General features: G+C 64.9%; 10 protein-coding genes. 3 read left to right on the top strand and 7 right to left on the bottom strand.

The features are described from left to right. Positions 1-176: 176 nt before the first annotated feature. From H578_RS0106635 to H578_RS0106645, 3 genes are all read right to left on the bottom strand, one after another. On the bottom strand, positions 177-3,131 hold the full coding sequence (locus H578_RS0106635) for a helix-turn-helix transcriptional regulator (RefSeq protein ID WP_022872909.1): 2,955 nt from the start codon (positions 3,129-3,131) through the stop codon (positions 177-179). A gap of 115 nt (positions 3,132-3,246) precedes the next feature. After that, positions 3,247-4,227: a Sir2 family NAD-dependent protein deacetylase gene (locus H578_RS0106640; RefSeq protein ID WP_022872910.1), complete on the bottom strand. Its 981-nt coding sequence runs from the start codon at positions 4,225-4,227 to the stop codon at positions 3,247-3,249. Between the two features lie 14 nt (positions 4,228-4,241). Then, positions 4,242-4,421, bottom strand: coding sequence for a DUF3073 domain-containing protein (locus H578_RS0106645; RefSeq protein ID WP_022872911.1), 180 nt, complete (start codon positions 4,419-4,421; stop codon positions 4,242-4,244). A gap of 154 nt (positions 4,422-4,575) precedes the next feature. Between H578_RS0106645 and H578_RS15565 the strand changes: the two genes are divergently transcribed. Beyond that, positions 4,576-5,304, top strand: a complete 729-nt coding sequence (locus H578_RS15565; protein ID WP_022872912.1) for a septum formation family protein — start codon at positions 4,576-4,578, stop codon at positions 5,302-5,304. A 77-nt stretch (positions 5,305-5,381) separates the two neighbouring features. Here the strand turns inward: H578_RS15565 and H578_RS0106655 are convergent, their stop codons facing one another. After that, positions 5,382-5,579 carry a hypothetical protein gene (locus H578_RS0106655; protein ID WP_022872913.1) on the bottom strand — a complete coding sequence of 66 codons (198 nt, stop codon included), beginning with the start codon at positions 5,577-5,579 and terminating at the stop codon, positions 5,382-5,384. Continuing rightward, positions 5,579-8,209 (bottom strand): ATP-dependent chaperone ClpB, encoded by a 2,631-nt coding sequence (gene clpB / locus H578_RS0106660; RefSeq protein WP_028464014.1) that lies wholly within the window; start codon positions 8,207-8,209, stop codon positions 5,579-5,581. The genes H578_RS0106655 and clpB overlap by 1 nt, the downstream gene beginning before the upstream one ends. 191 nt (positions 8,210-8,400) lie before the next feature. Between clpB and H578_RS15570 the strand changes: the two genes are divergently transcribed. Both H578_RS15570 and H578_RS0106670 read left to right on the top strand, forming a co-directional pair. Continuing rightward, positions 8,401-9,528: a polysaccharide deacetylase family protein gene (locus H578_RS15570; protein ID WP_022872915.1), complete on the top strand. Its 1,128-nt coding sequence runs from the start codon at positions 8,401-8,403 to the stop codon at positions 9,526-9,528. Between the two features lie 282 nt (positions 9,529-9,810). Beyond that, entirely contained in the window at positions 9,811-10,368 is a 558-nt protein-coding gene (locus tag H578_RS0106670) for a hypothetical protein (protein ID WP_022872916.1), read from the top strand. A gap of 31 nt (positions 10,369-10,399) precedes the next feature. On the opposite strand, the gene H578_RS13865 is transcribed toward H578_RS0106670, so the two are convergent. Together H578_RS13865 and H578_RS0106680 are read right to left on the bottom strand one after the other, a co-directional pair. Continuing rightward, positions 10,400-11,569 carry a hypothetical protein gene (locus H578_RS13865; RefSeq protein ID WP_022872917.1) on the bottom strand — a complete coding sequence of 390 codons (1,170 nt, stop codon included), beginning with the start codon at positions 11,567-11,569 and terminating at the stop codon, positions 10,400-10,402. A gap of 140 nt (positions 11,570-11,709) precedes the next feature. After that, entirely contained in the window at positions 11,710-12,813 is a 1,104-nt protein-coding gene (locus tag H578_RS0106680) for an LLM class flavin-dependent oxidoreductase (protein WP_022872918.1), read from the bottom strand. Positions 12,814-12,972: the final 159 nt, after the last annotated feature.

The following is a 12,972-nucleotide window of genomic DNA, read 5'->3' on the forward strand; positions in this document are numbered from 1 at the left end:
GCGTGACGGGACCTTCTACCAAGACCCCGAAACCATCAGAGGCAGAACCGGGCACGCCCTAGCAGCTTGACGAAAACCATAGAGGCACCCCCCGAGATTTCGACGTGACAGAGAGGTACGTATTTCGTGACCGGGTTATCGACACCTCAAACGGGTGCCAAATATGTCCCGATATGTCACGGGGAGCTGTGCAGATGGCGCAGTTCGCGCCGCGAACGCAGGCCGAGCTTCTTCAAAATCCGGCTGACGTGAGTATCCACAGTGCGCACTGCCGCCCCGAGTTCCGCCGCAATGGCTTTATTCGTCTTTCCCGCGGCCACCAGTTCGGCGACTTCCCTCTCCCGGGCAGTGAGCTGGTCCCACTCCGGGGGTAGAGCATGCTCCCCACCGGAGGACCCATCCTCCGCGGCAGCATCCTGGGGAGCAGCATCCTGGGGAGCTTGGGCAGCCCAGGCAAGACGGTCCTGTGCAGTGGGCTGGTGGAGCCCACCGAGGATCTCCAACGCGGCACCGACAACGGTCTCCGCCCCGGCGCTGCGGAAGGTGGAGGCGGCCCATTCAGCCGCCTCGATAGCGACGTCGACGTATTCGGCCAGCTCCTCTTGGTTGAGAGCGACGAGGATCGCCAGGTCAAGGGAGGCGAAGGACTTGTGCATCCGGTAGCCGCCACCGTCAGTGCGTAGCTGCCCAGAACGCAGCGGCGGCTGGGTCTCATGCCAGGCGATCACGCTGCGGAAATGCTCGACCGCATCGGCCAGGTGGCCCTGGGCCCAGGCGTCGAAGGCATCCAAATAACAGACGATGGCCCAGTGGAACTCCACCCACGCCGGGGAATCCCCCAGGCGCATGGACTTACGCAGCGGACCAATCATCGAAGACCACCCGGCGTAGTGCGCCGCCCGAACCAGCAGCAGCATGGGCTCCATCCCGATGGACCACCAGCTGCCAGCTTCATCGCGCATGGCCAGCAAGTGCTGCACACTCATCTCATGGTCCCCCTGCACCACGGAGATGAACGCCTTGACCCACTCCACGTGGACCGAGATCGCTGGCCCCTGGGACTCTGCGGACTCAAGGTCCTTCATCAGAGGCTCCATAGCAGCGGTGTCCCCGCGGGCGACGTGGATCAACGCATAGATGGCATAGGCCACCAGTGACGGGGCTGACTCCCGGCGCAGAATCGCCCGACCGGCAGCACGCTCCACGACCCGTTCGGCCTCCTGCCAGTACCCGGCATTGAAGAGCACCATGGCCAACTGGACCTGGGCGTTGACGATGAAATGGTTGGCAATGGGAATCTCCGCCAAGTCCTTGAGGTCCTCATAGGCGGCGAAGGGATCGCCAATCTGCCGGTACCGTGCACCCCGAGCCCCACGGATCAACTCTTGGAAAGCCTCCGTACCGGGGACCTCTTGCAGGCGCTCCAGGATCAGGGTTAAGTCCTCAATACCCCGGCTCATATCCTGCGGACGGGTGTACTCCAGACCCTGCCAGATCTCCCCGAGACTACGTAGCCCGGCAGTGAGGACCAAAACCCCCTGGAGCTGATGTCGTTCCGCCTCACTGGCGGCGTTCTCCAGGGCGTGCTTGAGCCCCTCTTCCTGAGCCGCGAGCATCATCAACGCTTGCATCCGGGGTCCCCCGAGCCGGTCCTGCTGACCGCGCATCGCCACCTCGGCGCTGACCTCAACCACCGCCTGGGCATAGGCCAACGCACCGGGCATCTCCGGGCTGAGGCGACGCTGACTCCACAACACCGTCACCGCAGTATCCAGGTCATTTCTCTGCAGGGCGAGCATGGCGAGCACCGCCTCCCGCAGTGGAGTGGCCTGCCAGGCGTCCACCTGGTTCTCAAAGAGCGTGAGCACATCGAGCCGACCTAAAGGAATCGCCACACCGAGCAATTTCTCCACTGTCTCCGCGTCCGGTCGCAGCTGGGCCGCAGTCCGGAAGAAGCTAAAAGCCGCCGGTAAATCCGTGCGCATCAGCGCAGTGGCGGCAAAGTTATGCAACTGAGCGTGCACTTCATCTACGGAGCCGCTCTCGGGGTTGTAGCGCAGGGCGGCGGCACGCTGGAAAACCGCCTCGGCGCCCTCCTGCCGTTCGGCCAGGCGCAGGTGCACTTCAGCCCGCTGCTCCGGGGGCAGAGCAGAGAGCACCGCCCGCGCCACCGGGTGGTTTCGAATGGCATAGGCGAACCGGTCCTCATCCCAGGTGACCAGCCCGGTCTCCAGTAACCCACCGACATCGAGTGGACACTGAGTCATGTCATCGAGTTCAGCCCGCCCCAGCGGATGCCGGCTGGCCGCCAACAGGCGCACCGCATCAACAGTCCCAGCATCTGCGGCGTTTAAGGCATACTCCACCGCCACCACCATCTGACGCTGAGCGGCACTTCCGTCCACCTCTGAGAGCGCCGGATACAGGGCCCGGCTGCCCACCGGGGTGCGTGCCACAATCTCTCCGACGGTCTTCACCAGGGCCGGATATCCGGCTGTGGCGCGCCACACCTCGTCGATGACGTCCTGAGCCAGGGGAGTGGAGATGTAGTGCTGGAGCATCCGCCGGGTGTCATGCCGCCCAAAGGGCTGCACATCCAGGTATAGCCCGTTACGGCTGGTCCGGCACATATTCGCAAACCGGGCCACCTGCCGCCGGGGGTCCGGTCGACTCGTGGCAATGAAAAGCAGCGGCGCACTGAACACGCCGCTGGCGGCCTTGAGTAAAGTCTCCGCGGACAGCTCGTCAATGTGGTGGAAGTTCGCCAATCGGATAACAGCCGGGGACTCAAGCACTGCCGCACGCTGCAGGCCATGCTGGATGGCCTCATCCGAGGTCGCCTCCTCCCCGGAGAGCACTCCCAACCCGGGTGAGGTGGGCCCTTGCAGCTGCGCGAAATACGCGAACACGGAACCGGGTTTATCCCGGAACCCCTCATCAAGTGAAAGCGTGACCTCCGGCCAGTCGCTGTAAGGTCCCAGCGCTTCAGACACCAGCGCGGTCTTGCCCACCCCAGCGAAGCCTTCAATAAAGACGAACTGCGGAATCCGCTGGGCCGCTCGTTCAGCGGCCTGCCGGATCTGTTGAATGGCCTGGGCACGCCCGACGAACAGAGGCCCCGGCTGATTCACGTTACTCCTTAGTAGTGGTAGAGATCCAGTAAAATACTACCGCCGCAGGCGCTGAATTCCGGGAGGACCAGACCTGGTACAAACCAGCAAGACCTCGATCCTCAGGCGCCGAGCCTCAGAGGCTGGCTGCCAACGATTCCAGGGCCGGAGTGAGCTGGGTGCGCCATCGCCACCGCGCCTTGGCATCCGCCCGGGAGGGCCCACCATTGATGACCGCGACCGGCTTACCGGCACGGTGAACCTGCAACACGATGGAGAACCCACTCATCACCGCCATCGAACTACCCACCACCAGCAGCCCGGAGGAGCGCTCCACTAAACGCGCGACGGCGGCTTTGCGCTCAGCGGGCACATTCTCACCAAAGTAGACGACGTCGGGCTTGAGAGTATCGGCCCCGCAGACCAGGCAGGGCACCAGGTGGAACTTCTGCACCCAGGACTCATCTAAAGTGACATCCCCGTCCGGGTTGACGTTCTCCGCGGCGACCATGGCCGCTTCCGCGTAACCGGGGTTTGCTTCCTCCAGCCGGACATCAAGGGCTCGGCGGTCTTCCCGGTTGCCGCAGGTCAAACAGGCCACCGTCGCCAAATCCCCGTGCAGGGTCACCAGCTCATCAACGCCGGGTTCAGAGCCGGTCAGCTCCCGGTACGCTTCGGCATGCAGACCGTCCACGTTCTGGGTCACCACCCCGGAGACCACCCCATCGGCCTGCCATTGAGCCAGGACGCGGTGCCCGAGGTTTGGACGGGCGGCTCCCATATGCCGCCACCCAACAAAGCTTCGCGCCCAGTACCGGTGGCGAGCGGCAGCGTCGTACTTAAATTCCTGGTACGTCATGGGCCGGTGCCGATGCAGCGACCCTTGCGGACCACGGTAGTCCGGGATCCCTGAATCAGTGGAGATGCCCGCCCCGGTCACGCACAGCACCGCGCCCTGGCGGAGCAAGGACTCAATCCCCGCCCGAGCAGTTTCCTCCGGTTGCGGCGGCACGCAGTCTTCTACGATCCGGGCGATCGAACGCAAGGCGGCCCGGTGGGCTCGCTCAGCCTGCTGGCTGAACACCGCAGGAACCGGTTCGGTATCGCCGGTGGGCACAGTCGCCTCAGGACTCAGCGGCGGTCGTCTCCTGCGGCGCCATCCTCGTACTCCTCATCCTCACCGGAGTCAGGGTTCTCGCCGCGCGCGGCAGCGAGCTCCCGCTCCAGAGCAGACAGGTCGGTATCCGGGGTGAAGTACTTGATCTCCCGCGCCTGCTTGGTTGCTTTCGCCTTCTGACGGCCACGCCCCATGAGCGGGACCCCCTTAACGTCTCTCATCGCCCCGTCCGGTGAGTGGCTCAACATTCACCGCGGGCTTGACTGTTCAGATGAAGTGGTTCGTGGTCTCTAAGTTAGCATGATGCTCTCTGCCGCGTCGCACCGATCGGGGGGTTTTGAGCAGGATATGAGCGAGGACGAGACCACCTCCTCCGCACCCGAACAACCCCTCACCCGGCGCGCCCGCCGGGAAGCCGAGGGGGACACCGGGCGGCGGTTCAACGCGATTCCCTTCCTCATCGCCGGGGTACTGGTGGTGTTACTCACAGGCGGGTTGCTGTGGTGGTTCGTTCTGCGCGAAACCCCCACTGAGGAGACCACCGACTGGACCTGGACCGACACGCCGGCCGACGGCGTCCACGCCCGAGATGTGCCCTCCGAGGACTGGGAAGTCGGGTGGTGCCTCAGTGGCTACGTCGATGAGGACACCCCCGCCGACGTCGTCGACTGTGAACGCTCCTATGACGCCCAGGTGCTGCTGCGCCAGGAGTTCGACGAAGACGAAGAGGACTACCCCGGCGATGAACTCGTCCTCGATGTGGCCCACCAATGGTGCGAAGACGACATCGAACTCAGCTCCGAGGCGCTGGCCGAGGTGGACTACGAACTCCACGTCGAGGTCTGGCACCCCACCCAGACCACGTGGCGCTCCGAGGGCGACCGCATGGTCTCCTGCTTCCTCACCCGGCCCGACGGTCAGACCATGAGCGGGGATTTCCTCGCCAGTGATGAGGACGAGGATGCCGAGACAGTAGAGACCGAGGACATCGACGTCGAAAACGCCGAAGACGCAGAGGACTCAGACGAGCCGGAGGATGAGGATGACGACGCCGACGACGACACTGAGGACGAATAGCCGGGCATATCCGGTATCGCACACACCCGGCTGATCCGATCCTGCCCACAGCAGCTACTGCCCCGCGGAATCCGGCACTAACCCACTGAACTGGCGGCGTGTTGGCCCATGACCAACTCGTAGAGCACCTCGACGACCAGCTCCACCACGCTGAGCAGCGCCCAGGCCAGGCCCACGCCGACGGCCGCCAGCAACATGACAAGCACCAGTCCCAGCAGCAGGTGCCTCCAGTTCTCCCAGAAGGGAGGCGGAGGCACGGAGGCCGACTCCGCCATCAGCTGTTCACTCCTTCCACCACCTCTTTCTTCCGCACGGTCAGCCCGTGAACGGAATCACCCTCCAGGGCCAATTCGTCCCGGTCGACGATGACCGTGTCGCCGTCTTCGACCTCCCCGGCCAGCAGAGCGCGGGCCAGCTGGTCACCGATCTCCCGCTGGACCAGGCGGCGCAGCGGCCGGGCACCGTAGGCCGGGTCGTAGCCGGTCAGACCCAACCACTCCTTGGCCGAGTCGGTGACCTCCAGGGTCAGCCGCCGTGCGGCCATCCGCTCGCGCAGTGCATCGACCTGCAGATCCACAATGCTGGTCAGCTGATCCATGGTCAGCGGGTCGAACATCACGATGTCGTCGAGCCGGTTGAGGAACTCCGGTTTGAAGCTGGCGTTGACCACATCCATGACCTGCTTGCGCTTGGCGTCCTGGTCGATGGACTGGTCCACCAGATACTGGCTGCCCAGGTTGGAGGTCAGAATCAGCACCACGTTGCGGAAGTCGACTGTGCGGCCCTGTCCATCGGTGAGTCGGCCGTCGTCGAGCACCTGCAACAGGATGTCGAAGACCTCCGGGTGGGCTTTTTCCACCTCGTCGAGCAGCACCACTGAATAGGGACGACGCCGGACGGCTTCGGTCAACTGCCCACCTTCGTCATAGCCGACGTACCCCGGAGGCGCCCCGACCAGCCGGGCCACCGAGTGCTTCTCCGAGTACTCGGACATATCGATGCGGACCATGGAGCGTTCGTCGTCGAAGAGGAACTCGGCCAGCGCTTTGGCCAGCTCGGTCTTCCCCACCCCGGTGGGTCCCAAAAAGAGGAAGGAACCGGTGGGCCGGTCCGGGTCGGCGACCCCAGTACGGGCTCGGCGGACTGCATCGGCCACTGACTGCACGGCCTTCTGCTGGCCGATGAGTCGGGAGCCGATGAGCTCTTCCATCTTCAGTAGTTTCTCCGTCTCACCCTGAAGCATCCGCCCGGCTGGGATCCCCGTCCACGCGGAGATCACCTCAGCCACGGCGTCGGCGTCGACCTTGTCAGAGACCATGCGCTCCTCAGCGGCGGCACCGGCCTCCTGCTCCTCAGCGGCGGCGAGCTCTTTCTCCGCCTGGGGGATTTCCCCGTAGCGCAGCCGCGCGGCCTCAGCGAAGTCGCCGTCGCGCTCGGCCCGCTCGGCGGCGGACTTCAGCTCATCGAGCTTGCGGTGCAGATCGGCGGCCCGGGAGTGAGCACCTTTCTCCCGTTCCCAGCGGGCGGTCAGTGCGTCGAGCTCCTCTTTCTTATCGGCGAGCTCTTCTTCCAGGGCGGCCAGCCGCTCCCGGGAGCCGGCGTCGGTCTCCTTCTCCAGCCAGCGCTTCTCCACCTCCAGGCGGTCCACGGCACGGCGGAGCTCGTCGATCTCCACCGGATCGGAGTCGATCTCCATCTTCAGCCGAGAGGCGGCCTCATCGACCAAGTCGATGGCCTTATCCGGCAGTTGACGGCCGGTGATGTACCGGTCGGAGAGCTGGGCGGCGGCCACCAGGGCGGCATCGGAGATCTCCACCCCGTGGTGGGCCTGGTACTTCTCCTTGATACCGCGCAGGATGGCGATGGTGTCATCGACGCTGGGCTCACCCACGTACACCTGCTGGAAACGACGCTCCAAGGCGGCGTCGGACTCGATGTTCTCCCGGTACTCATCCAGGGTGGTGGCACCGATGAGGCGCAGTTCCCCGCGGGCCAGCATGGGCTTGAGCATATTGCCGGCGTCCATGGACCCTTCGGAGGAGGCTCCGGCGCCGACCACCGTGTGGATCTCGTCGATGAAGGTGACGATCTGCCCGTCGGCGTTCTTAATCTCCTCCAACACCGCCTTGAGCCGCTCTTCGAACTCCCCGCGGTACTTCGCCCCGGCGACCATGGCACCGAGGTCCAGCGAGATCAACGTCTTGCCCTTCAGCGCGTCGGGGACATCGCCGTTTTCGATGCGCTGGGCCAGACCTTCGACCACGGCGGTCTTCCCCACCCCGGGTTCACCGATGAGCACCGGGTTGTTTTTGGTCCGGCGGGAGAGTACCTGGATGACGCGGCGGATCTCGGCGTCGCGGCCGATCACCGGGTCCAGCTTGCCCTCGCGGGCCAGTTCGGTCAGGTCCGTGCCGAACTTCTCCAGGGCCTCAAAGGTGGCCTCTGGGTCCGGGGTGTTGACTTTCCGGTCCCCGCGGACGGACTCCACCGCGGTGCGCAGTGCTTTGACATCCACGTTGTTGTCTTTCAAGGCGCGGCCAGCCGGGCCGGTGTCCGCAGCAATGCCGAGCAGCAGGTGCTCGGTGGAGACGTACTCGTCACCCATCTGCTGGGCTTCGGCCTGGGCGTTCTTGATGACCGCGAGTCCCCCCTGGCTGAACTGGGGGCTGGCCACGGAGCTGCCGGTGGTCGACGGCAACTGCTTGATGGCCGCCGAAGCGCGCGTGGAGACAGTATCCGGGTCGGCACCGGTGGCTTTGAGGACCGCTACCGCGACGGATTCGCGCTGGTCCATGAGGGCTTTGAGCATATGGGCCGGTTCCACCTGCGGATTGCCGGCGGTGGAGGCGTTCATCGCCGCAGCGGAGACGGCCTCCTGGGATTTGGTGGTGAGTTTGACGTCCATGGTGTCCCCCTTCGGGTCGGCGGCACTCGCCATTGAAGCACCGCAGGCTGGAAAACTTAAGTCACCTGTACTCAACTTTGATCTGCGGGTTTCTATTCCTCTGGATCGACACGCAGAACGTCACAGGTTTTTCTCAGGTTCTCGGCGCGCCGCAGCAGCTCGGCACTCTACGCTTCTCTACGCTGAGGCCTGTGCGCAACCTTCCCCGCTTGTTGTGCGCCGCCGGCTTGAGCTGCCTGCTCACCCTGGGAGCCTCTGCCCCCGGGACCGCCGACCGCGGCGCCTCCGACACCTCCCCCGCCTCGCATGTCACCGAGGCGGTCAACGAACGCGCTGCCGATGTGCGCTCGATCATCTCCACACAGACCTCGGACCAGAACACCGCCGATGACGTCGACCCGGTCTGGTCGGAGATCCTGAACTCCCACGCCGAGCAGCTGCGTCAGCGCGTGGCCGACTACGCCTCGAGTTACCAGCCGCCCGAGCAGCCGGAGGATCCCGAGGATCCCGAGCCCAGTCCGGATCCCGAGGAGGAAGGCACCGACGACGAGGTGCGCGAGGAGACCGAAGACCAGCCGCCGTCGTCGGACGACCACGACACCGACGACGACGCCGGCACCCCAGATGAGCACACACCGGCCCCCGATGACCAGGGGCAGGCCCCCGACGCTCAGCGTGAGGACCCGATCTTCACCACCAATCCCTCCGGTCCGGTCAATTGTGCCGAGGTCAACTGCGTGGCACTGACCTTCGATGACGGGCCGGTGCCGAACACCCGGGCTGTGCTCACTGCACTAGAGGCCGTCAACGGGCGGGCCACCTTCTTCATGACCGGGCATATGGCTGCCGCCCATCCGCTCATCGCCTCCCAGGTGACCGCTGCCGGGCACGAGGTGGCCAACCACGGCTGGTCGCACACCAACTTCACCGAGCTGACCCCCGAGCAGCTAGCCGATGAGATCACTCGCACCGCCGACGCTGTGGAATCCGCCTCGGGAGTACGCCCACGTCTGGTGCGCCCGCCGTACGGTGCCACCACCGAACAGATCAACCGGCAGGTCGGTGGGCCGATGATTATGTGGGACGTCGACTCCCGGGACTGGGCCACCCGCAACGCTGCCGAGACCCACGCCCAGGTGATCGAGCAGGTTCAGCCCGGCTCCATCGTGCTACTGCACGACCTGCACGCCTCCACCGCGCAGGCGGTGCCGGCCATCGTCGCGGATCTGCTCGCCGAGGGGTACCACCTGGTCACTGTCAGCGAGATCATCGGCCACGGGGCTGATGGGCAGGTCTACCGCCGGGGCATGAGCCCTTAAGCACCCTCCCCGCCACACCACCGCGGCGACCCCGCCCAGTGCACACCTGCCCCCGCCACACAGCGAAACCTCCGCGGCTTTGTCGAAACACCGCGGGATATATGGCGCGGTGGTTGTACATTCCCGCGGAGGTTTGGACGAAGTGGAGGACAGACACCAAGGTCACCTACCCCGGCCGGAATCGTGATGGCGGTTCCCCCCTAAGTGGGGGATAGACCAGGGTGGACAGTATCCTCCGCTGGGCTGACGACGTCGTCGGCGTCACCACGAAGAATAGAGGCCATGGACATGACGCTGACACTTTCTGAGACCGCCACCCTTGCCTCCTCTGCGACCGCGATGGAAGGAACCTTCCTCGGCGACCTGCAAGCCTGGGTGGACGGCCTCCCTGAAGCCTTGCAGTGGCTGGGAATCATCGCCCTCTCGGCCATCCCGTTCCTGGAGTCCTACACGGGCGGGCTGCTCGGTGTACTCATCGGGATGCCGTTCTGGGCGGCGCTGGCCTCCGCCGTAGCGGGCAATACGATCTCCGTGGCGGTGCTGGTCTACGGGGCCCACGGAATCCGGTCGGCGGTACTGAAGCGGCAGGAACCCAAGGAGTACTCCCCACGACAGCAGGCCCGTCGGGACAAAGCCAAGCGGCTGCTCGATAAATTCGGGGTGCCCGGGGTCTCCATCCTGGGACCGTTCGCGCTGCCGAGCCAGTTCACTGCCCCACTGATGGTCTCCTTCGGGGCCAGCCGACACTGGGTGATGCTGTGGATGTTCATCTCCATCATCCTGTGGGGTGCCGGATTCGCGCTGCTTGGGGTGGGGCTCATCCACCTGCTCGGAGCCTAATGCGGGCCTGACGCCCCCGAGGGCCTCAAGCTCAGCGCTGCTGTTCATCCTTGGGGTAGCGCTGCAATTCCCGAGACCCCTGAGTGAGGTTGCGCAGGTCGGCGTCGTCGTCGAAATTCGACCCGAAAGCACCGGCCACTGTCCCCATCGAGGCCGCCAGCCAGGCGATATGGGCATATTCGACCAGCGTGACCTCCCCACCGAGGGTCTCGCCCATGAAGCCCGGCTCAATGACGAATAGCCCCATGGTCAGGATCGCTAAGAACAACAGGCCGTAGAGCACCGCCACTGAGAGCAGCAGACTCAGCACCGTTGACGTGTTGTACAGCACCGCTTCCAGCTTGCCGCCTGCGGCCTCATTGGTATCCCACAGCCCGTTGGAGAGGATCAGCCAGCCGACGATCACCGTCACCGCGGCCAGGGAAGTCAACCCCAGCCGCCAGGCCGGCAGGGCCTCGGCCATCTCCCAGATGGTGGGGAAGAAGACACCGAAGGCACCTGTGGCTGCGGCCGCGGCGAACATCGCCGAGAGTTTACGCAGCGACCACAACGGCTCATTGGCTGCCACCATTCCCAGCAACATCCAGATTCGGCCCGGGAAATAGGCCCGCGGAGTGATGTACACCGTCTCGTGCCCATCCTGGTCCTCCACCCGGGAGGTGAACCCGCCGTGGGCTTTCGCCTCGGCCACCGAGTCATAGATCAAGGCACGCACCGCCCGATCCATCTCCCGGCGCAGCGAATGCTTCACCGCCACCGGCCCCAAAGCCGGCAGGGAGACCACCGCCAGTTTCTCCGCGAAGTGCAACTCCACTGACTTACTCCGCCGCCCGGCGGTCCGGGGAATCTCGGTGACGATGATCGTAATGTCCGATTCCGCCTCTCGCGCCCAGTGCTGCGCGGTGTCTAAGTCCAAGGTGCCGTTGGTGCGCAACGGGATGAGAACCTGCTCGTGCTTAATCCGGGAGTGCCGAGCCCAGTCCCGGTTCTGCTCATCGAGCAGCTGACGCACCAGATGGGAGGTCCGCCCCGGGTCCGAGTAGATGACAACAGTGCGGCGCTCATCCTCCTCCGGCAGGCGTGGCTCCTGCTGCCCCTGGTTGTGATGGGGCTGCTCCGTCTGGGCCGCGTGCTCATGAGGTGAGCTGCGCTCGGTGGAGTCCTCCGGCGTCGTCGTCTGCTCTTTCTCCTGCTCAGGCACGCCGGACAGGTTAGGTGCTAAACCTCAGCGGCCGGTGATCGGAGGCTGAGCTGAGGCCGGAAGTTCCCCGAGAGCCAGTCGCCGCAGCGCCCACCCTCCGCCAAACCCCCTCAGTGGGGCTCTGTGCCCCCTTGACCGCTTTACCTTTTTACCCCCTGGAGGCGTTCGAGCACCAACGGCTTGACCTTAGTCCCGTAGAGCTCAATGGCCTCCATCATGTGCTCATGCGCTAGGGAGCCGTTGCCGTACTTCAAGCCGAACCGGGTGATACCCAACTGCTTGGCGGTGCGCACAATCTTCTCCGCCACGGTCTCCGGAGAGCCGACGAACAGCGCACCGTGGACAATCTCCTGCTCGAACTGGTCCCGGCTCGGGTAGCCGCCACCCCAACCACGCTCCCGACCCAGCTGAGCCATGACCTCCGCCCAGGAGGGGTAGAAGATCTCCGCGGCTTTCTCATCGGTCTCAGCCACGAACCCGTGCGAATGGCTCGCCACCCGCAGATCCTGCGGCTGCCCGAACTCCTCGAGTGCCCGGCGGTAGAGGTCCACCATGGGGGCAAAACGATGCGGTGCGCCGCCGATGATCGCCAGCTCCAGGCCCACACCGTGCCGGGCCGCACGCACCACCGAGTTCGGGGTACCGCCCACGGCGATCCAGGTCGGCAGACCGTGCTCGTGGTCAGTCTTGGGGTAGACCTCCTGGTCCTTCAGGGGTGCACGGGTTTCCCCCGACCAGGTGATTTTCCCCTCGCTGCGCAGCTTGACGAAGAGGTCTGTTTTCTCCTCGAAGAGCTTCTCGTAATCCGCCAGGTCATAACCGAACAGCGGGTACGACTCGATGAAGCTACCCCGCCCCAGGGAGACCTCGGCCCGACCACCGGTGAGCCCATCGATCGTGGCGAAGCGCTGGTAGACCCGCACCGGATCATCGGAGGAGAGGACTGTCACCGCGGAGATCAGCTTGATCCGCTCGGTGGCCGCACCCATGGCAGAGAGTACGACGTCGGGAGCGGAGATCGCATAATCCGGGCGGTGGTGCTCGCCCACCCCGATGACATCGACGCCGACTTCATCGGCCAGCTTCGCCTCGGCCAGTACATTGCGCAGCACCTCAGGCTGACTGAGCTGTCGGCTGCCATCCGGGGTGGAGGTGACGTCACCGAAGGTGTGCAGGCCGAACTCAAAACCGGCTTCCGGGACTCTGCGTTCCGTGCTGACAGGCTGCGGGCTGGTCTGGCTCATGGTGTACTCACTTCTCCCGGTTGTTCGGGGTCACGGACGTGTTCTCCCCTGCCAACGGCCAGAACTGCGCCGGCATTCCTTCAAATTTGAAAAGCTTGGTGGCTGGGTACCGCTGGTTCGATGGCTTGATGACTGCGCTCTGCTGGTTTCAGTGACACA

The organism is Nesterenkonia alba DSM 19423, from assembly GCF_000421745.1.
Classification (GTDB): Bacteria; Actinomycetota; Actinomycetes; order Actinomycetales; family Micrococcaceae; genus Nesterenkonia; species Nesterenkonia alba.